This window comes from Marinobacter maritimus (assembly GCF_007671675.1).
Classification (GTDB): Bacteria; Pseudomonadota; Gammaproteobacteria; order Pseudomonadales; family Oleiphilaceae; genus Marinobacter; species Marinobacter maritimus.
Window position 1 is genome coordinate 13,226 of sequence record NZ_VCGW01000005.1, and the last position, 18,943, is coordinate 32,168.

The 18,943-nt window shown below is 54.8% G+C and carries 17 protein-coding genes; 14 read left to right on the forward strand and 3 right to left on the reverse strand.

The window, feature by feature from the left end:
• Window positions 1–273 precede the first annotated feature (273 nt).
• A complete protein-coding gene (gene mltF / locus FFI90_RS16645) occupies window positions 274–1,743 on the forward strand; it encodes a membrane-bound lytic murein transglycosylase MltF (protein ID WP_144779946.1) in 1,470 nt (489 codons plus the stop codon).
• A 3-nt stretch (window positions 1,744–1,746) separates the two neighbouring features.
• Here the strand turns inward: mltF and FFI90_RS16650 are convergent, their stop codons facing one another.
• Entirely contained in the window at window positions 1,747–2,232 is a 486-nt protein-coding gene (locus FFI90_RS16650) for a regulatory protein RecX (RefSeq protein WP_144779601.1), read from the reverse strand.
• A 142-nt stretch (window positions 2,233–2,374) separates the two neighbouring features.
• On the opposite strand from FFI90_RS16650, the gene FFI90_RS16655 reads away from it, so the two are divergent.
• On the forward strand, window positions 2,375–4,843 hold the full coding sequence (locus FFI90_RS16655; protein ID WP_144779604.1) for a DUF349 domain-containing protein: 2,469 nt from the start codon (window positions 2,375–2,377) through the stop codon (window positions 4,841–4,843).
• Window positions 4,844–4,888: 45 nt separating this feature from the next.
• Here FFI90_RS16655 and FFI90_RS16660 read toward each other — a convergent pair whose 3' ends face one another.
• On the reverse strand, window positions 4,889–5,152 hold the full coding sequence (locus FFI90_RS16660; RefSeq protein WP_144779606.1) for a late competence development ComFB family protein: 264 nt from the start codon (window positions 5,150–5,152) through the stop codon (window positions 4,889–4,891).
• Window positions 5,153–5,361: 209 nt separating this feature from the next.
• On the opposite strand from FFI90_RS16660, the gene FFI90_RS16665 reads away from it, so the two are divergent.
• From FFI90_RS16665 to FFI90_RS16680, 4 genes are all read left to right on the forward strand, one after another.
• Window positions 5,362–6,570, forward strand: a complete 1,209-nt coding sequence (locus FFI90_RS16665) for an acetyl-CoA C-acetyltransferase (protein ID WP_144779608.1) — start codon at window positions 5,362–5,364, stop codon at window positions 6,568–6,570.
• A gap of 32 nt (window positions 6,571–6,602) precedes the next feature.
• The gene (locus FFI90_RS16670; protein ID WP_144779610.1) at window positions 6,603–8,753 is read left to right on the forward strand and encodes a 3-hydroxyacyl-CoA dehydrogenase NAD-binding domain-containing protein; all 2,151 of its coding nucleotides are present in this window, start codon (window positions 6,603–6,605) and stop codon (window positions 8,751–8,753) included.
• Between the two features lie 244 nt (window positions 8,754–8,997).
• Window positions 8,998–11,169, forward strand: coding sequence for a carboxy terminal-processing peptidase (locus tag FFI90_RS16675; protein WP_144779948.1), 2,172 nt, complete (start codon window positions 8,998–9,000; stop codon window positions 11,167–11,169).
• Window positions 11,169–11,957 carry a helix-turn-helix domain-containing protein gene (locus FFI90_RS16680; protein WP_144779612.1) on the forward strand — a complete coding sequence of 263 codons (789 nt, stop codon included), beginning with the start codon at window positions 11,169–11,171 and terminating at the stop codon, window positions 11,955–11,957. Before FFI90_RS16675 ends, FFI90_RS16680 begins: the two co-directional genes overlap by 1 nt.
• Here FFI90_RS16680 and mtnA read toward each other — a convergent pair.
• The gene (gene mtnA, locus FFI90_RS16685; protein WP_144779614.1) at window positions 11,946–13,043 is read right to left on the reverse strand and encodes an S-methyl-5-thioribose-1-phosphate isomerase; all 1,098 of its coding nucleotides are present in this window, start codon (window positions 13,041–13,043) and stop codon (window positions 11,946–11,948) included. The two genes, FFI90_RS16680 and mtnA, sit on opposite strands and share 12 nt — an antisense overlap.
• Window positions 13,044–13,179: 136 nt before the next feature.
• Between mtnA and FFI90_RS16690 the strand changes: the two genes are divergently transcribed.
• Genes FFI90_RS16690 through rdgC form a run of 8 tightly spaced genes read left to right on the forward strand, consistent with a single transcriptional unit; the run spans window position 13,180 to window position 18,919 of the window.
• Complete coding sequence (locus FFI90_RS16690; protein ID WP_144779616.1) at window positions 13,180–14,520, forward strand: TRZ/ATZ family hydrolase; 1,341 nt, start codon at window positions 13,180–13,182, stop codon at window positions 14,518–14,520.
• A gap of 35 nt (window positions 14,521–14,555) precedes the next feature.
• Window positions 14,556–15,272 (forward strand): bifunctional 2-polyprenyl-6-hydroxyphenol methylase/3-demethylubiquinol 3-O-methyltransferase UbiG, encoded by a 717-nt coding sequence (gene ubiG / locus FFI90_RS16695; RefSeq protein ID WP_144779618.1) that lies wholly within the window; start codon window positions 14,556–14,558, stop codon window positions 15,270–15,272.
• Window positions 15,262–15,924 (forward strand): HAD family hydrolase, encoded by a 663-nt coding sequence (locus tag FFI90_RS16700; RefSeq protein ID WP_144779620.1) that lies wholly within the window; start codon window positions 15,262–15,264, stop codon window positions 15,922–15,924. The genes ubiG and FFI90_RS16700 overlap by 11 nt, the downstream gene beginning before the upstream one ends.
• Before the next feature lie 57 nt (window positions 15,925–15,981).
• Window positions 15,982–16,731: a YciK family oxidoreductase gene (locus FFI90_RS16705; RefSeq protein WP_144779622.1), complete on the forward strand. Its 750-nt coding sequence runs from the start codon at window positions 15,982–15,984 to the stop codon at window positions 16,729–16,731.
• Window positions 16,731–16,964, forward strand: coding sequence for a glutaredoxin family protein (locus FFI90_RS16710; protein ID WP_144779624.1), 234 nt, complete (start codon window positions 16,731–16,733; stop codon window positions 16,962–16,964). Before FFI90_RS16705 ends, FFI90_RS16710 begins: the two co-directional genes overlap by 1 nt.
• Before the next feature lie 13 nt (window positions 16,965–16,977).
• Window positions 16,978–17,748, forward strand: coding sequence for a peroxide stress protein YaaA (gene yaaA, locus FFI90_RS16715; RefSeq protein WP_144779626.1), 771 nt, complete (start codon window positions 16,978–16,980; stop codon window positions 17,746–17,748).
• Between the two features lie 24 nt (window positions 17,749–17,772).
• Complete coding sequence (locus FFI90_RS16720; protein ID WP_144779628.1) at window positions 17,773–17,973, forward strand: DUF2788 domain-containing protein; 201 nt, start codon at window positions 17,773–17,775, stop codon at window positions 17,971–17,973.
• A gap of 19 nt (window positions 17,974–17,992) precedes the next feature.
• Window positions 17,993–18,919, forward strand: a complete 927-nt coding sequence (gene rdgC / locus FFI90_RS16725) for a recombination-associated protein RdgC (RefSeq protein WP_144779630.1) — start codon at window positions 17,993–17,995, stop codon at window positions 18,917–18,919.
• The last annotated feature ends 24 nt before the right edge of the window (window positions 18,920–18,943 follow it).

Genomic DNA, 18,943 nt, shown 5'->3' on the forward strand with positions numbered 1-18,943 from the left:
CATGATACTTGAAAGCAGCGCCGGGATACAGCGCGGAAACGTTATTCACCTCGAGTGCAATTGACATTATTTTGCATAGTTATTGATCAACTTCATTGACCCTTCGTCCGGCAGCATGGATTATTAGAACGTGGACATGGAGACCACACCCGAAAAGACACCGGATGCCGCCAGCCATTGTGCGTGCATCCCGATGATCCAGCGGTAACGGAGAACAGGGACTTGCGCAGAATCCTGACTGCACGCTACTTAGCGACGGCCAACAAATATCTCATCGCTTGCACCTTTGCCCTGCTGACCCTCTCCGGGTGCAGTCAGCCAAGCACGTTGCAGGAAATCCGGAACGAAGGTGTGCTGCACGTTATTACCCGGGTTGCGCCCTCCATATACTACGAGGGGCGCGACGGGCCAACGGGCTATGACTTTGAATTAGCCAAGCTCTTTGCTGAAGAACTTGGTGTTGAACTCAGACTACGCGTTGCCGAAGACAACACGGAAGTGCTTTCCGTGCTTTCCAAAGACTTTGCCCACATCGGGCTGGCTGGCCTCTCTGCGCAACCCTTGTTCGAAAACCATTACAAGACACTTCCTACCGGCATCGAAGCCCAGTCCATCGTCGTCTACAATCGCGACGCGGAGCGCCCGGAGGCTCTTGGGGATCTTGCCGGTGAGACCCTGCATCTGGTCTCTGACAGCAATCATGAATATCAGCTTCAGGCACTTGCAGACGCGGCTCCTGACATCCACTGGCAGGTCCATCCTGGCCTGGATGCCGCCGGTGTTCTTGATCGTGTAGAGTCCGGTGAACTGTCTTATGCAATTGTCTCCTCCAATGAGCTTGAGCTTAACCACGTATTTTTTCCCCAGGTAAAACAAGGCTTTGCCCTTGGCGACGCCAAGGAACTGGCATGGCTATTCCCCGCAAACCAGGACGACTCGCTGATTAGTGCAGCAAAAGCATTTATCGAGAAAATGCAGGCTGATGGCACCATTGCGCAGCTCTCTGAACGCTTTTACGGCCACCTGGACCACCTTAACTATGTGGGCGCGCGCACGTTCATGCACCACGTGGAAAACCGCTTACCCGACTATGAAACTTTGTTCAGGGATAATGCGTCGATATTCAGTATGGACTGGCGCTTGCTCGCCGCCATTGGTTATCAGGAGTCACACTGGCGCCCCAATGCGGTCTCGCCAACCGGTGTCCGTGGACTGATGATGCTGACTCGCAACACAGCGAACTACATCGGAATTAATAACCGGCTGGACGCAGAAGAAAGCATTCAGGGTGGGGCCAAGTACTTCCGCATGGTTCACGAAAGAATTCCGGAACGCATAGCCGAGCCTGATAGAACCTGGTTTGCTTTGGCCTCCTACAACGTAGGTTACGGGCACCTGGAAGATGCCCGCAGGTTAACTGAGGGAGCTGGCAAAAACCCTGATCGCTGGATGGATGTAAAGGAGTTTCTGCCATTGCTGGCGCAGAAGGAGTGGTACAAAAAAACCCGCTTTGGTTACGCCCGCGGCCACGAACCTGTCCTCTACGTACAGAACATTCGCCGTTACTATGATGTTCTGGCGCGAATGATGAAGCCTACCGAGGACACCCCCGCCACAGATTCACCGTATGTCGGTTTGGAGCAGGGCTCTGAAGGGAGAGCTTTTGGACAGTTGTCCGAAGAAGGGGCTGACATGCGTGCCAGCCTGCCCCCGGAGCTGGGGATGATACCGCCAACACTCTGACGCCTACCTGCGAGAATCGTGTGGTTCACTGGCCTCAAGCGCTCGCTCCACTTGGCTCGCCGAAAATCCACGACGAGTCAGGAAGCGGGCCTGACGCACCTTTTCATCCCAGTCCTTACTCAGATCCGACAAGCCGAAACGCTTCTCTCTCAGTAACGTTGCATTGCGGATCCAGTCTTCATCAGCAAGCTCCTCAAGGCACTCCGGAGAACGATGAATACCACGCTGCTGGAGTTCTGCCAGCACTCTCAGGGGGCCGTAGCCGAGATCAATACGCTGGCGGGAATAAACATCCGCAAAACGATTATCATCCAGCCAGCCCTCGCGCTCATAATCATCCAGGACAATAGAGATAATCGGGCCATCAAGCTTGCGCTGTCGTAACTTCAGCGCCAGCTCCTGGCGACTGTGTTCGCGACGGGCAAGAAGTCTCAGCGCTACCGAGCGCGCCTTGTACTCCTGATCGTCACTATTTTCCTGTTTTGCCATTCAGCCCTTCCCGCAAACGTTCACAAAACGCTAGACTAACCCCAATTTCAACCGTCGGCCCTGATTCCCGAATCTCCGACGACCGGTGCCGGGATACTTTGCCCGACACCGCAGACTGGTTTCAATCCCAAAGGATATCTTCATGGCTGCATTCCTCCAGAAACTGTTTAAATCCCGCAAATCCATCACCGCAACTGATCGCAAAACCAAAGTTCAAGTGCAGCCGGTTGCAGCCCCAGTGGAGGACAAGCGTGCAGAACTGAGGGAAGAGCAGCTTCAGGCGCTGCAAGCGACCCCGACTCAAGAAGTCGCCGCTAGCCTTGCGATTGAAGGTTTAACAGCGGACATCCGGCTCAGAGCGGCGAACCAACTTCAGGAAGCAGAACTCCTTACGCGCGTCCAAAAGCACGCCAAAGGCCGAGATAAAGGTGTCTATCAGGTTGTGCGGCAAAAGTTGCAGCTTATTCGGGATGAGCAGTCTCGCCAGAAGGCTGTTTCCGAAACCATAACTGCGCTGATCCGCAATGCCCACGACCAGGCAAAAAGCGACGACACGAACCTCTATGAAGCCCGCCTGGACACACTCATGAACCAGTGGACCAAGGTAGAGCCCAGCGCAACACCGGATCAGCTCAGTGAGTTCCTGCAGTCGGCACATCGCTGCCGGGAACGGCTCGCTGAAATGGAAGCTGCCCGGATCGAAGAAAAACGCCAACGTGAACAGCAGCTTCAGCGCAATGAAACTCTGGTTTTGATCGCCCGCACCCTTGAAGATCTGCGCCATCAACCTGCCGAAGAGCTCGCTTCCCTCGCCTCACTGGACGCACTTCAAAAAACCCAGGAAAATCGATGGCTTGAGGCAACCCGCGATACTCAGGTTGAAAAGCCGCAGCAGAAAACCTACGAAGCGTCGATGATGACGCTACGCAACTATATTTCAGCGATCCGGCAGATAAACCAGGCAAAAGATGAGCTTCTCGCTCTCTCTGACTCTGTTGATCAGGAAGAGGCAAACCCGGAAAACCGCGAGCGCGCTCAGGCTCTGCTAAACGAAATCAACTGGCCCCAAGACTTCCTGGCTCCGGATTTGCTGGAGCCCGTTCGCAAGCTGGCTGGAAAACCCAAAGCTCCGGTTGAAGCAAGTGATGACGTGAAGCACCAACAGGCTTCAGCTGATAGCTTGAAAATATCTCTGGATCACCTGGAAAGCGCTCTTGAAGCCAAGCAGCTGAAAGAATCCAGACAGCTTATGAAAACTGCCCAGCAATATTACAAAGCCCTTGATCATCGCCACGGCAAAGGCTTTCAGGCCCGCATACAACTGCTTACCGGCCAGCTCAGAGAACTGACGGACTGGCAGGGATTCGCGACCGAACCCAAACAAATGGCGTTGTGCGAGCAGATGGAACACCTGGCTGAGCAGTCCATTGAGCCAGAAGCGAAGGCAGAGCACATAAAAGAACTTCAGAAAGAGTGGCAGGAGCTGGGTGGATCGTCAGACCGCACCCTGTGGTCTCGTTTCAAGCAGGCGTCCGACAAAGCTTATGAACCCTGCAAAACTTACTTTAAAGCCAAGTCTGGCTTGAAGCAGGCAAACCTGGAAAAGCGTAAAACCATTTGTGCCGAGCTAGAGCATTTTGTTAACGGAGCAGACTGGAGCACGGTCGACTGGAAAGCTGTCGACCGTATTTTGCAGACCGCCCGCCAGGAGTGGAAGTCGGCCTGGCCTATAGAGTTCCGGGACAACCGTCAGGTGCAGAAACAATTTGACGATTTGCTTAAAAAGCTGGAAGCCCCCATCGATCAGGAACGCCTGAAAAACGAAGCTCTGAAACAGGTAATCGTCGAACGGGCACAGGCTCTAACTGAACACGAACCTCTGCAAGAGGCCATGAGCAAAGCCAAAGCACTACAAGCAGACTGGAAAGCCGTTGGCATTACCCGCCACAGGGAAGACCGCAAACTGTGGCAGGCATTCCGCAAAGCCTGCGATGAGGTATTTGCACGTCGCGACTCCGAGCGCTCGGAACAGCAACAAGCTTCGAAAGAGGCAGACTCATCCGCAGAAACGGTGTTGCAGCAGACAGTCAACGTAAGCTCCGATCAGGACGCTCAGTCGCTCGAGCAGGCGGCGGCTGCGTTGCGCAGCCTCGATATTGCGCAAGTTTCAGCCGGAGTAAAAGAGCGGGTCCAGCAAGAGAAGCAACGCATAAGCCAAGCTGTGGCGGCTCAAAAACTCAGGGCGGGCATCTCGGAATGGCAGACGTTTGTGCTTGCCCGTGCAGAGGGCGAAGCATCTGCGGATCGCAAGCTCCCGGGCAAGTGGGCCGCACTGGCAGAAAGCGCGGGCGTATTGGATGATCAGGAGCTGGTTATTCGTGCAGAAATCCTGGCCGGCGTGTCATCGCCGGAAAAAGACCAGAACAAACGTATGGAAATACAGGTTCAGCGCTTGGCAGAAGGCATGGGTTCAGCAGAAAAAGCGGACAGCGCCCTCCAGAGCATCGAAGCCCTGGTCGCAAGCTGGTGCATTCAGTCTGCAGGCCAGCCTGCCGACCCTGCTCTGGCAAGCCGTTTGAACAATGCGCTGAACAACCTGATCACGAATTGATCGCTTTTTGACCAAAGTCTAATCAGAACATAAGCACAGAGAGCATCACTCCCGCTGATGCTCTCTGACGAATTCCCTGGCGCCCTGAACAGCAGCCAGGGATTTCTCTTTCATCCCCCTGAGTTCTTCATCAGCCAGATAAAACATCATATCAATGGTGTGCCTGTAATACCGCGGTGGCAGCCGGTTCAGGGCCACGCACATCACGTCGGTCAGAAAGTCCGCGGTATCCCCCGGCTCTCTCGTCGCATCAATAGCGTCCAGCACCAGGCGTTCGTAAAAATTATCAATGGCATCTCTGAAAGACATGACTCTGTGCCTCCTGATTCTGCATGGGAACCTCTGGAAAGCTTCACCTGTATTTAAACAATAGAACCCCCGGCCTCACCTGTCATGGTCTCTGAGCAATTTCGCCAATCCGATTGGCAGGCCGCGTCATTACCCGCAATGCTATCAAAGAGCTATGGTGTTGCTTCTTACAGGTCACCCACAAAGCAATCATCATCAGAGGAAAATCAATGACCACCGAGGCGTATATCTTCGACGCGGTCCGCACTCCCAGAGGGCGTGGAAAGAAAGACGGATCTCTGCACAATGTAAAACCCATCGCATTACTGACCACTGTGCTCAATGCGCTGCAGCAGAGAAACAACCTGGATACAGCGCAGATAGACGACATCGTGATGGGGTGTGTTACGGCCGTTGGTGATCAGGGCGCTGACATCGCAAAAACCGCAGCCTTGGCCGCCGATTGGGACGAAAAAGTGGCGGGTGTAACTCTGAACCGTTTCTGCGCCTCGGGCCTTGAGGCGGTTAACATGGCCGCGATGAAAGTGCGTTCAGGCTGGGAAGACATGGTCGTTGCTGGCGGCGTGGAATCCATGTCCCGCATACCCATGGGATCCGATGGCGGGGCCTGGGCGATGGACCCGCAAACCAACCTGCATACAGGCTTCATGCCCCAGGGTATTGGCGCAGACCTTATTGCGACTCTGGAAGGCTTCAGTCGCGAGGATGTTGACGGCTTCGCGGTAAGATCCCAGCAAAAAGCGGCCAATGCCTGGAAGCAGGGTTACTTTTCCAAATCGGTCATTCCGGTCACAGATCAGAGCGGTGTTGTCATCCTCGACCACGATGAACACATAAGGAGCGACACCACCGTTGAGTCCCTCTCGAGCCTCAAGCCATCCTTCCAGATGATGGGCGAAATGGGCTTTAACAGTGTAGCCAGTGAAAAATACCACTACGTAGAAAAAATCACTCATGTTCACCACGCTGGCAACTCCTCCGGCATGGTGGATGGCGCCACCGGCATTCTTATTGGCAGTGAAGCAAAGGGTAAGGCCATGGGCCTCAAGCCCCGGGCCCGCATCGTTGCAACTGCGGTCACCAGCACCGACCCTACCATCATGCTCACTGGTCCTGCTCCAGCGACCCTGAAGGCACTGGAAAAAGCCGGCATGACCGTTGATCAGATTGATCTGTTTGAAGTAAACGAAGCCTTTGCCTCTGTGGTGATGCGCTTCCAGAAGGAGCTTTCGGTTCCCGATGACAAAGTGAATGTAAACGGCGGTGCAATCGCCATGGGTCACCCCCTCGGCGCCACCGGCGCAATGATTCTGGGCACCTTGCTGGACGAACTGGAGCGCCGTGAGTTGCGCTTTGGTCTGGCGACGCTTTGCGTTGGCGGCGGCATGGGTATTGCCACCATCATTGAGCGGGTCTGAACCCCACACTTTTTCTGACAGGAGAACCGATTATGAGTGCTATCCGTTACGAACTGGGTTCAGATCAGATTCTGACCCTTACCATTGATATGCCGGGCCAGTCCGCAAACACGATGAACATGGCGTTCCGTGAAGCCCTCGACGAGACCGTCACCAAGGCGCAAGGCGATCTGGAAAACATTCGCGGCATTATCGTTACTTCTGCAAAAAAGACCTTTTTTGCCGGTGGCGACTTGAATGAGATCCACAAAGTCACCCGCAATGACGCGCAGCTCTTCGAAGACATGGTCAACGGCATGAAGGCCCAGATGCGGGCACTGGAAACCTGCGGTAAGCCGGTGGTCGCTGCAATCAACGGGAGTGCGCTGGGGGGCGGGCTTGAAATCGCTCTGGCTTGCCACCACCGCATCGTGCTGAACGACAACAACATCCAACTGGGGCTTCCGGAAGTAACGCTCGGCCTGCTCCCTGGCGGCGGTGGTACCCAGCGCCTACCCAGAATGATTGGCCTGGAAGCGGCGTTCCCGCTTCTGATGGAAGGCAAAAAACTTCGCCCTTCCGCCGCTCAGAAAGCCGGCATTATCGACGAGTTGGCAGACTCCCCGGAAGACATGCTGGCCAAGGCCCGAGCCTTTATCGATGCCAACCCCAAATGCCAACAGCCCTGGGACAAAAAAGGCTTCAAGCTCCCAGGTGGCGCACCTCACCATCCTGCAATGGCACAAAAGCTGGCCATTGCGCCTGCGATGCTGAAGCAAAAGACCAAAGGTTGTTACCCGGCACCGGAGCGCATCATGGCTGCGGCTGTTGAAGGTGCCCAAGTAGACTTTGATAACGGCAGCTTGATCGAAACCCGTTATTTTGCCGAGCTGGTTATTGGCCAGGTCGCCAAGAACATGACGGGCACCTTCTGGTTCCAGCTGAATGACATCAATGCAGGCGGAAGCCGCCCCGAAGGCGTAAAGAAAGAAGCCTTTAAAAAAGTTGGTGTGCTGGGCGCAGGAATGATGGGAGCAGGCATCGCCTACTCCACCGCCAGCCGTGGAGTAGAGGTCGTACTTAAAGACGTTTCTCAGGAAAACGCCGAAAAGGGCAAAAGCTACTCTGAAAACCTGCTCGCGAAAAAAGTCAGCCGCGGCCGCATGACCGAAGAGAAGAAAGCGGAAGTTCTGGGTCGCATCACGGCCACTGACTCTGCCGCCGATCTGGAAGGTTGCGATCTGGTGATCGAAGCAGTGTTTGAGGACAGCGGGCTAAAAGCCAAGGTTACAGCTGAGTCCGAGCCGAAGCTGGTTAACAATGGTATTTTTGCCTCCAACACCTCGACCATACCGATTACCCAGCTGGCCGAAGCTTCCGCCAAGCCGGAAAACTTCATCGGGCTGCATTTTTTCTCACCCGTCGACAAAATGATGCTCGTAGAAATCATCGTGGGCGAGAAAACTTCAGACGAGACTCTGGCAAGGGCTTTCGATTACGTTCAGCAAATTGGCAAGATTCCCGTGGTTGTGAACGATAGCCGTGGCTTCTTCACCTCGCGGGTTTTCGGCACCTTTGTTAACGAAGGGATCAGTATGCTCAGTGAGGGTATTCATCCCTCCAGCATCGAGAACGCCGGATTATTGGCGGGCATGCCCGTAGGCCCTTTGAGCATCTCCGATGAAGTCAGCATGACTCTGATGCAGCACATCCGCACCCAGAGTAGAAAGGATATGGAAGCAGCTGGTGGGACGTGGAAGCCCCATCCGGCAGAAGCGGTCATCGATCAGATGGTTAACGACCATGGTCGCAAAGGCAAGGCTGCCGGCGCCGGTTTCTATGAATACCCTGCCAAAGGCAAGAAGTACCTGTGGCCGGAACTTGAAACCCTCTATGTGGATAATGAAAAAGCCCGGAAAGTGAAGCTGCAGGATCTGAAAGACCGGATTCTGTTCATTCAGGCCATTGAAACCGTTCGCTGCCTGGAAGAAGGCGTACTCCGTACCGTAGAAGATGCCAACATTGGAAGCATCTTCGGAATCGGGTACGCGCCCTGGACCGGTGGCGCTATACAGTTTATCAACCAGTACGGCGTGATGGCCTTTACAGAGCGGGCCCGAGAGCTGACGGCAGCCTATGGCGAGCGTTTTGCGCCACCGGCATTGCTGCTTGAGCATGCAGAACAGGACAAACCCTTCATCTGAATTGACTGAAAGGCGGAGGGCTAGCCCCTCCGCTGCACTGTCGGCACACGCAATTAACCTTCAACTGACTGACACATAACACATTTTTAGTGAAATCGTGACGTGTCATGGACATATTGTCACGAACCGATACGCCATGCCTATAGCAACGGGTGTAGCCCTTGCCTACAATAAATCTATCAGCCCACGGGTAAACCGGTTCCAGATCCGTCTGGCAGGCCCCAGTATCGTCAGGTATGTCTATATGACCATCGCGGAAAAAACATCTGTCCGTCGCGCGCCGCTAAAAGCCGGCAGGATAGGTGTGTGCAAAGCGCTCACCGTTGCCCTGCTGCTTTCAGCACCTTTCGGCGTTCAGGCGAAAGCAACCGAAACAGAAACGTACAATCCGGTTGCTCCAACCATTGACCAGGCACGTGCCAACATACTCATTGCCAGACAGCTGCAGTTCACCCATTTCCGCGACCTGGGTATCAGCGACAAGCTCTCCGGCGATGTATTTGATGCATACCTGAATTATCTGGATGGCCAGCGAGTTTACCTGACTGGCAGCGACATCCAGGCACTCGACCGAGTCCGAAGCCGGCTGGGATCTGCCCTTAAAACTGGCCAACTGCAGCCTGGATTCGATATCTACAACCTGGTTCAGCAACGTGTTATCGAGCGGCTTCAGTTTGCGCTTGAGACCCTCGACGCCGGCATTGAAAATCTCGATTTCAACACCAATGAAAGCATTCTTCTTGATCGCTCCGAAGCACAATGGGAGCCAGACCAAAAAGCACTTGATGAGCTGTGGGTAAAACGCATCAAAAATGCAGTGCTTGCGCAACGGCTTAACGGCACAGACGACGAAGCCATCACCGACAGTCTGAAGCGCCGTTATGAAGGCCAGCTGAAGCGCGCCTACCAAGCTCGCAGCGAAGATGCTTTTCAGGCCTACATGAATGCCTTTACCGGCATGTGGGATCCACATACCTCCTACTTTTCGCCTCGCACCTCTGAAAACTTCAACATCAATATGAGCCTTTCACTGGAAGGCATAGGTGCGGTTCTGCAGGCGGATAACGAGTACACCAAAGTCGTCCGACTGGTTCCGGGCGGCCCAGCGTCCAAGCAGGGGCAGCTGCAGCCTGCCGACAGAATTGTATCGGTTGCACAGGAAGACGAAAAACCCGTCAATGTGATCGGCTGGCGCCTTGATGAGGTGGTCGACCTTATTCGCGGCCCACGTAACTCCGTAGTTACCCTGGAAGTGGTTCCGGCCAGTTCAACCGATGAAACCCTGACCAAAACCATTGCCATCAGCCGCGATGAAGTCAAACTGGAAGAGCAAAGCGCCAGCAAAGACACCATTGAGCTTGAGCGTAATGGCAAGGAATACACGGTTGGTGTGATTACCATTCCCACGTTTTACGCCGATTTCCGCGCCATGCAGGCTGGAGACCCCAACTACAAAAGCACGACCCGCGACGTTCGGAAACTCATAGCGGAGCTGCAGGAGAACGGCGTAGACGGGCTGGTGATGGATTTGCGCAATAATGGCGGCGGTGCGCTGCACGAAGCCAACGACCTGGTTGGTCTGTTTATCGATACCGGCCCCACCGTGCAAATTCGGAATTCCAGCAACGAAGTTCAGGTTCTTAATGACGACGATGCATCAGTTGCCTACGACGGGCCTTTGGTTGTGCTTACCAACCGCATGAGCGCCTCGGCATCAGAAATTTTTGCGGGTGCAATTCAGGATTACGGCCGCGGCCTGGTGGTTGGCTCGCAAACGTTTGGCAAAGGCACCGTGCAGGCCGTTCGCCCGCTCAACCATGGCCAGCTCAAGATTACCCAGTCGAAGTTTTACCGTGTCTCCGGGGGGTCAACGCAGCACAAAGGCGTGATCCCGGATATCGAGATCCCTTCGCGTATCGACAAAACCCGCATTGGTGAAGATGCGCTCGATCACGCCCTGCCCTGGGACCAGATCGACGCCGTTCCCCATGCCCGGTATTTTGATTTCAGCGGCATCATCGATGAGCTCCGTAAGCGTCATGAGAACCGCTTTGCCAAGAGTCCCGAGTTCAGCCTTCTTCAGCAGGAGATCAATTTCCTGCATGAGCAACGTCAACGAGATAGTGTGAGCCTCAATCTGGGCGAGCGTACTACCCAGCAGGAGCAGATCCAGCGCACCCGACTGACTATTGCCAACGCACGCCGCGAACTGCGCGACGAAGAGCCTTTTGCATCTCTGGAGGAGCTTGAGGATTGGCAGGACCTGCAAGCTGCAGATCTGGACTCTACCGATGAAGAGCTTGATTTCGTGATTCGTGAAGGTGGCCACATCATGGCGGATATGCTGGAACTGGATAAGCGAATGGCCTCTATTCTCACTCCACAACAGTTTGCTGCTCAGGCTGAAGCACGGTAATGAGTGACGGAACCGGCAAACAGGCTAACAGGGACCAGGAAAGCCAGAACAAGGCACGCGCTCTGCAGGACATGCTGTTGGATGCACTCCATGCCATGCGTTCGCTGGAACAAGTTGATGATCTGCGCAAGCCGGCAGCAACGGAAAAAGCATCAGAAGGCATCATTGATCGCTTGGCCAGCTTGACCGGCTCTGCATTTCGCTTGGGCGCGCGCGCGACCGACACATCCCTGCGGGTTGGCCGTGCGCTCATCAATTCTCAAGATCAGCTCCGAACCATGTTGGCCGCGGGCCAATCCCTGAAAGACATACGGGAGGTGGCCGGACTGACCTTATCGGAGATGAGCGAAGCTCTTGATCTCCGTGACAAATCCGTTCTTGAAGCCATTGAGAACGGAACGGCTACGCTTTCCTTTGAGCTGATTCTCCGCCTCGCGGCATTGATTGCCAGGAACGATCCCATTCCTTTTATCATGCGCACCACCCGGAATTACAATCCCGAGGTCTGGCAGATCCTGAACGACTGGGGCATTGGCAGAGTGCCTCTGCAATTCGAGCGCGAGCGGGAATTTATCAATATTTTCCGCAGGCATGACTCCGCACGCACTCTTTCAGACGAAGGTTTCCACAAAGTGCTGGAATTCACCCGGCAGAGTTTTGAAATGTCTCTGCATTTTGCGGAAGATCAGGAGAAGCAGGTTGCGGAGCTCCGCGCCAGCTTTGAGAACCCGGAGAACAAGCCGTCTGACGAAAAAACTCCCACCGGGAAGAAGTCTTCATCCGAATAAGTCCCTCATCCCGTTGATACCTGGATTCCGTACGGCCCCCTTCTCTGTGATGATGACGTCAATCAGATTTGCAGGCGTTACATCAAACACCGGATTGAACACTTGCACACCTGCTGGAGCCAGGGGGATACCGCGTATTTCCCTGATTTCGCGGCCATCACGCTGCTCAATGGGAATGTCTGAACCAGACGCCAATGCCATGTCCACTGTGCTGGAGGGCGCGACGACCATAAATCCGACCTTATGAAACCGGGCCAGCACCGCCAGGCTGTATGTGCCAATCTTGTTAGCCACATCGCCGTTCGCGGTGATCCGGTCAGCGCCTACAATAATCCATCGGACCTCGCCCGCAGCCAGAATGGCCGCCGCTGCGCCATCGGCATTTAAAGTTACCGGAATACCATCCCGCATCAGTTCCCAGGCCGTAAGGCGGCTACCCTGAAGCCAGGGCCGGGTCTCGTCTGCAAAGACCCGCTCGAGCAGCTTTTTTTCATGGAGCCGGCGAATAACACCCAACGCGGTACCATAGCCACCCGTTGCAAGCGCACCTGTGTTGCAGTGGGTAAGAACCGAAATGGGATCGGGGGTGCCGGCGCCCGCAGAAAGCCCCATTGCTTCGAGGGCGTGATCTGCCATCGCCAGGTTTGCAGCAAGGTCTTCCTCATGAATCGCAACGGCTTCATCGGCCAGCCGCTTCTGCGCTTGGCTGAGAGAGTTGCAGCCGTCAAACACCCGCTCCATTCTCTGCAAGGCCCAGAACAGATTCACAGCCGTTGGCCGGGATGCGGACAGGTCACGTATAGCCAGTTTGATTTCAGCTTGCCAGTCTTCGCGTTCAGCGCGTCGCGCAGCCAGTGCCACACCGTAGGCTGCGCTGATGCCGATAGCTGGCGCACCGCGCACCACCATATCCTGGATGCTTTGCGCAACGCCGGAAGCACTTTCCAGGGTTATCCAGTGTTCCTCAGCCGGCAAAAGGCGCTGGTCCAGTAATTCCAGGCTACTGCCGTGCCACCTCAGCGCGACCGTGCCTGTGGCGCTGGAAGAAGGGGCGCGTAAGGGAGTAGATTCCCTGGATTTATTCATTGTCTGGCTCCGGTTTCATAACGCTGAAAACGGCCAGTATAACGGTTATACTTCCGGGCTACATTTCATTATCCGGCACGCTTGTGCACATTTTGTGCTCAATCGGGTTCGTCGCCGGCACGTCAAGGCAGGGTTAATGACGGCAGACACCATCACCGCAGCCGATATTCGAATCAATGCCCGTTGGCTGATTCCGATCGAACCGCACGGCGTCGTGCTTGAGCATCAGGCCGTAATCATTCAGGGCGCCAAAATTGCAGCGGTGTTACCCGCGACGCAGGCAGATCGTGAGTTTCGCACCCGGGAGACGATTAACCTGCCCCACCACGTGGTTATGCCCGGGCTGATCAACATGCACGGCCATGCGGGCATGTCATTGTTTCGCGGTATGGCAGATGACCTTCCGCTGATGACCTGGCTGAACGATCATATCTGGCCCGCAGAAGGTCGTTTTGTCAGCGAACAGTTTATTGCAGACGGCACGCAGCTGGCGATGGCAGAGATGCTGAGAACCGGCACAACTACTTTCTCCGATATGTATTTTTTCCCGGAGATTGTAGCTCAGATGGCTCACGACACCGGCATGCGCGCGCAAGTGTGCTTTCCGTTGCTGGACTTTCCCACAGTTTGGGGCGCGGGACCCGATGAATACATCCGAAAAGGCGAAGCACTGATCAATAGCTGGAAGGATGACAGCTACATCATGCCGGCAATTGGCCCACATGCGCCCTATACCGTATCTGACGGCCCCCTGACCGAAGCTGTCGCCCTCTCGGAAAGAACCGGCGCCCGTATCCAGATTCATCTGCATGAAACAGAATTTGAAGTGGCGGATGCTGTTGAAAAACAGGACAAGCGCCCTATCGAACGACTTGCGGGGCTCGGCGTTCTTGGCCCCCGAACACAATGTGTTCACATGACCCAGGTCAGCGACTCGGACATCGCCTGGCTTGTAAATACAGGCGCGCACGTCATCCACTGCCCCGAATCCAACCTCAAGCTCGCCAGCGGCCTCTGCCCCGTCCATAGACTTATGGAAAGCGGCGTCAACCTGGCAATCGGAACAGACGGGGCCGCCAGCAACAATGATCTGGACCTGTTCGGCGAAACCCGAACCGCCGCAATGGTTGCAAAAGTAGTCGCCAACGATGCAGCCGTTCTTTCTGCGCATCAGGCTCTGCAGATGGCAACACTTAACGGTGCCAAAGCGCTGGGCCGCGAACACGAGCTGGGGTCATTGGTGGCGGGCAAGCTAGCTGACCTTATCGCTATCGATCTCAGCGATCCGTTTATTCAGCCGGTTTATGACCCCGCCTCTCATCTGGTTTACAGCAATCATGGCCGCGCAGTAACCCATAGCTGGATTAACGGCGTACCTCAGGTGCAGGATGGGAAATTAACGCGCATCGATGTTCCGGATCTTATGATTCGCGTTGAGGACTGGGCCGGAAAAATTCGCGAAAAACAGGCTGACTAACCGAATTCCGACAGATTGATCAGGCAGAAGGTAACATGACAAACCAGAACGTTGACCGTAACGAAATCGCTAAATTTGAAGCCCTGGCCAGCCGCTGGTGGGACCCAACAAGCGAGTTCAAGCCACTGCATGATATCAACCCATTGCGGCTGAACTATATTGACGAGCGCGTATCCCTGGCGGGCAAGCGAGTGGCAGACATTGGCTGCGGCGGTGGCTTGCTCTCCGAAGGCATGGCCCTGCGCGGTGCTCATGTTACCGGTATAGATATGGGTGAAGCGCCCCTGGCCGTTGCGCGGCTGCACGGCCTGGAAAGCGGAGTCAAAGTTGATTACCAGCAAATCACCGTTGAAGAGCTGGCGCGTAATCCCGAACATGCGGGCCAATACGATGCGGTTACCTGCCTGGAAATGCTCGAGCATGTGCCCGACCCGGCTTCGGTTATCAAAGCCTGCTCGGCCCTGCTCAAACCCGGCGGACACCTGTTTGTGTCTACCATCAACCGCAACCCCAAATCCTTCCTGTTTGCCATTGTTGGGGCCGAATACGTTCTGAACATGCTGCCCAAAGGCACTCACGAATGGAAAAAATTCATCCGGCCATCAGAGATGTCCGATTACCTGCGCCACGCCGGGCTCGATGTGCGTGAACTGACCGGAATGACATTTAACCCCATTACCCGCTCTTACAAGCTAGGGCGGGACGTGGATGTAAACTACCTGATGCACGCCAGGGATATCCGTGAAAACTGAACAGCCCTCTACCGTTCTTTTTGACCTGGACGGCACACTGATCGACACAGCGCCAGATTTTATCCGCTGTCTCAACCAGTTGCGCCAGCAGCACGGGCTTCCGGCGCTTCCGGCCGAACACATTCGACGATCCGTATCCAACGGTGCCCGGGCCATGGTGAGAGTGGGCTTCGGGCTGGAACCTGAGCATCCTGACTACATTGCCAAACACACCGCTTTTCTCGATCTTTACGAGGCGGGTGTCGCCGTTGAAACCCGTCTTTTTGAGGGTATGGATGCTCTTCTGCAGTCCCTGGAACAAAGAGGAATCCCCTGGGGCATTGTGACCAACAAACCGGCACGCTTTGCCGCGCCACTGATTCAGGCGCTTGACCTTGCGGAGCGATGCGCCTCACTGGTCTGCCCGGACCACGTCGTCGATCGCAAACCTCATCCGGAAGCCCTGTTCCTTGCCTGCAAACAGATCGGTGTGGATCCTGCCCGCGCGATTTACGTGGGCGACCACGCAAGGGACATAGAAGCCGGCCGCAATGCGCGCATGAAAACCATAGCCGTGCGTTATGGCTATATAGAAGAGCCGGAAACCGTTGACCTATGGCAAGCAGACATCATCGCGGATACCGTCAACGATCTCGCAAAGCTGTTACAATAGCGTACTTCTGAAACAGACAAATTTTGACCAACGCTCAGGTTGATACGGAGACAGGTTATGCAAGATTACCAGGCGCCCGCTGATCTTCTGAAAGATCGCATCATACTGGTGACCGGTGCAGGCAGTGGAATCGGCCGGACAGCCGCAAAAACCTATGCTGCCCACGGTGCCACTGTGATTCTTGTCGGAAGAACCGTGAGCAAGCTGGAGTCGGTTTACGACGAAATCGAAGCCGACGGGCACCCGAAACCGGCCATTGTGCCGATGAATTTTGAGGGCGCTGCCGTAAAAGACTACGAAGAATTGGCCATGACGCTGGAAGACAATTTCGGGAAACTCGATGGCCTGTTGCATAACGCCGGTATTCTCGGCGATCGCAGCCCGATAGAGATGTACGACCCGGAAACCTGGAACAAGGTCATGCACGTGAACGCGACAGCACCATTTTTATTGAGCCGGGCAATGATTCCCTTGCTGCGCAAATCTGACGCCGCTTCCGTTATCTTCACGTCCTCCGGCGTTGGCCGAAAGGCGAAGGCTTACTGGGGCGCCTATGCGGTTTCCAAGTTTGCAGTTGAAGGCCTGAGCCAGCTCCTGGCTGATGAGCTTGACGACAAACACCACAACGTTCGGGTAAACAGCCTGAACCCCGGTGCTACCAGAACCAACATGCGAGCCCATGCCTACCCGGCAGAAAACCCGCAACAGAACCCGGCACCGGAAGAGCTGATGCCTGTCTACCTGTACCTTATGGGCAGTGATAGCGCGAGCGTAAACGGCCAGCAAGTAGACGCTCAGCCAAAGTAATGGAACTGCTCTTTTATACGACCTCCCAATGCCATCTGTGTGAGCTGGCCGAAGCCTTGCTCGTGAGCACACCCATGCCCATTCCGATACCGGTGGACGTGGTAGATATTGCGCAGTCCGAAGAGTTGGTAGAGCGCTACGGTACGCGAATCCCGGTGCTCCGGCGCAACGATACCGGGCATGAACTCGACTGGCCATTTACCCGGGAACAGTTACTCACGTTTCTGCAATGAGGAATTATCTGACATGTTGATGGTTATCTCACCCGCTAAAACCCTCGACTACGAGAGCCCGCTGGCAACTGAAACCTTTACCCAGCCGGACTTTCTGGACGATGCGTGCGAGCTCATCGATCAGCTCAAAGAGCTTGAACCCCACCAGGTCAGCAATCTGATGAGCATCAGCGAAAAACTGGGCCAATTGAACGCCGAGCGTTTTCAAAGCTGGCACACACCCTTCTCTCCAAAGAACGCCCGGCAGGCGGTTCTGGCGTTCAAGGGTGATGTATATACAGGTCTGGATGCCGAGAGTTTCAACGAGCAGGATTTCAGTTTCGCCCAGAAGCATCTGCGCATGCTTTCAGGGTTGTACGGCATTCTCAAACCGCTCGACCTGATGCAGCCTTACCGGCTGGAAATGGGCACAAAGTTTGAGAACAAACGCGGCAAGGATCTCTACGCGTTCTGGGGTGACCGCCTTACTCAGGAACTGAATCGTTTGCTGAAGAACGACGACGAAGTGCTGGTCAACCTGGCCTCGAACGAGTATTTCAAAAGTTTGAGGAAAAAAGACCTTGAAGGACGGCTGATCACCCCCCAATTCAAGGATTGGAAGAACGGCCAGTATAAAATGATCAGTTTCTACGCAAAAAAGGCCCGCGGCCTTATGTGTCGCTACGCCATCCTGAATCGTATTACCGATGCGAACGACCTCAAGGGTTTTGACCTTGATGGTTACTATTTCAGCGAAGACCAATCCGATAAAAATAACTGGGTTTTCCTGCGAGATGAACACTAACCCAGCTTAAATTCGGAGCAATTCATGAACGAAGCAGTTTTTTCCCAGATCGCCATGCTGGTGTTTCTGACAGGCCTTATTGGTTGGATGGGTTTCATTGTTTGGGATCTAGCCAAAAAATCACAGGCCGGAAAGTTTGGCACCATCGCCCTGTTCACGGTGCTGGGGGCTGGAGTGTTCGGTTTTATCGTCAAGACAGTGCTCGTAGAAGTCATCCAAATATGAAAGACAAGGATCAAGCCTGATGTGGTTTCGTAATGCCCGCGTTTTCCGTTTTACCAAACCGTTTGATATTTCTGCTGAAGAGCTGGAAGAAAAGCTCAGCGGCGATACGTTCAAGCCCTGCGGCCCGCAAGAAACCGCTCGCCAAGGCTGGGTTCCTCCTCTTGGCAAGCACGGTGAACAGCTGGTCCATAGCGCCAATGGTTACCACCTGATTGCCTTGCGCAAGGAAGAAAAAATTCTGCCTGGGCCTGTGATCAAGGATGCGGTTGAAGACAAGGCCGAAGCCATTGAGATCGAGCAGGGCCGCAAGGTTCGTCGTAAGGAAAAAGAGGAAATCAAAGAGCAGGTGATGCTGGAAATGCTGCCCCAGGCATTTTCGAGGAATCGCCGCTGCTTTGCGTACCTGGCGCCACAGGACGGTGTTCTGGTTGTCGATGCCGGCTCTGCAAAGCAGGCCGAAGATCTGGCTTCAACCCTGCGTAAAAGCCTGGGTTCCCTGCCCGTACGCCCGCCGATGCTGGAACAGGCTCCCATCTTCACGTTTACGGGCTGGCTGAATGAGACCATCGACTTGCCCGGCACCGTGGTGCTCGGCGATGAGTGTGAGCTGAAAGACCCTTCAGAAGACGGTGGCGTGGTTCGCTGCAAAGGGTTGAACCTTAAGGCAGACGAAATCCGTAATCATCTGGATGCAGGAATGGAAGTGACCAAGCTGGCCCTGACCTGGGACAACAATGTGTCCTTCATGCTGGATGAAGAAATGGGTATCCGCCGGCTGAAATTTGGTGAGACGCTTCAGGATCAGCTCGACGACGTGGATGTGGATGATGCGGCCGCGAAGTTTGATGCAGCCTTCACCCTCATGACATTGGAACTGGCGAAACTGATTCCCGGATTGCTTGAAGCCATGGGCGGTGAAGACCGTTCCGCAATCGTCGAAGAGTAATCGCTCAGACGTCACTTCGGCGCT

Excerpts from the sequence above, each read along its gene's own strand:
- FFI90_RS16710 (WP_144779624.1), top strand. The coding sequence starts at position 16,731 with ATGGAACTGCTCTTTTATACGACCTCCCAATGCCATCTGTGTGAGCTG.
- mtnA (WP_144779614.1), bottom strand. The coding sequence starts at position 13,043 with ATGAATAAATCCAGGGAATCTACTCCCTTACGCGCCCCTTCTTCCAGC.
- yaaA (WP_144779626.1), top strand. The coding sequence starts at position 16,978 with ATGTTGATGGTTATCTCACCCGCTAAAACCCTCGACTACGAGAGCCCG.
- ubiG (WP_144779618.1), top strand. The coding sequence starts at position 14,556 with ATGACAAACCAGAACGTTGACCGTAACGAAATCGCTAAATTTGAAGCC.
- rdgC (WP_144779630.1), top strand. The coding sequence starts at position 17,993 with ATGTGGTTTCGTAATGCCCGCGTTTTCCGTTTTACCAAACCGTTTGAT.
- FFI90_RS16660 (WP_144779606.1), bottom strand. The coding sequence starts at position 5,152 with ATGTCTTTCAGAGATGCCATTGATAATTTTTACGAACGCCTGGTGCTG.
- FFI90_RS16655 (WP_144779604.1), top strand. The coding sequence starts at position 2,375 with ATGGCTGCATTCCTCCAGAAACTGTTTAAATCCCGCAAATCCATCACC.
- FFI90_RS16690 (WP_144779616.1), top strand. The coding sequence starts at position 13,180 with ATGACGGCAGACACCATCACCGCAGCCGATATTCGAATCAATGCCCGT.
- FFI90_RS16680 (WP_144779612.1), top strand. The coding sequence starts at position 11,169 with ATGAGTGACGGAACCGGCAAACAGGCTAACAGGGACCAGGAAAGCCAG.
- FFI90_RS16720 (WP_144779628.1), top strand. The coding sequence starts at position 17,773 with ATGAACGAAGCAGTTTTTTCCCAGATCGCCATGCTGGTGTTTCTGACA.
- FFI90_RS16705 (WP_144779622.1), top strand. The coding sequence starts at position 15,982 with ATGCAAGATTACCAGGCGCCCGCTGATCTTCTGAAAGATCGCATCATA.
- FFI90_RS16675 (WP_144779948.1), top strand. The coding sequence starts at position 8,998 with ATGACCATCGCGGAAAAAACATCTGTCCGTCGCGCGCCGCTAAAAGCC.
- FFI90_RS16665 (WP_144779608.1), top strand. The coding sequence starts at position 5,362 with ATGACCACCGAGGCGTATATCTTCGACGCGGTCCGCACTCCCAGAGGG.
- FFI90_RS16670 (WP_144779610.1), top strand. The coding sequence starts at position 6,603 with ATGAGTGCTATCCGTTACGAACTGGGTTCAGATCAGATTCTGACCCTT.
- FFI90_RS16650 (WP_144779601.1), bottom strand. The coding sequence starts at position 2,232 with ATGGCAAAACAGGAAAATAGTGACGATCAGGAGTACAAGGCGCGCTCG.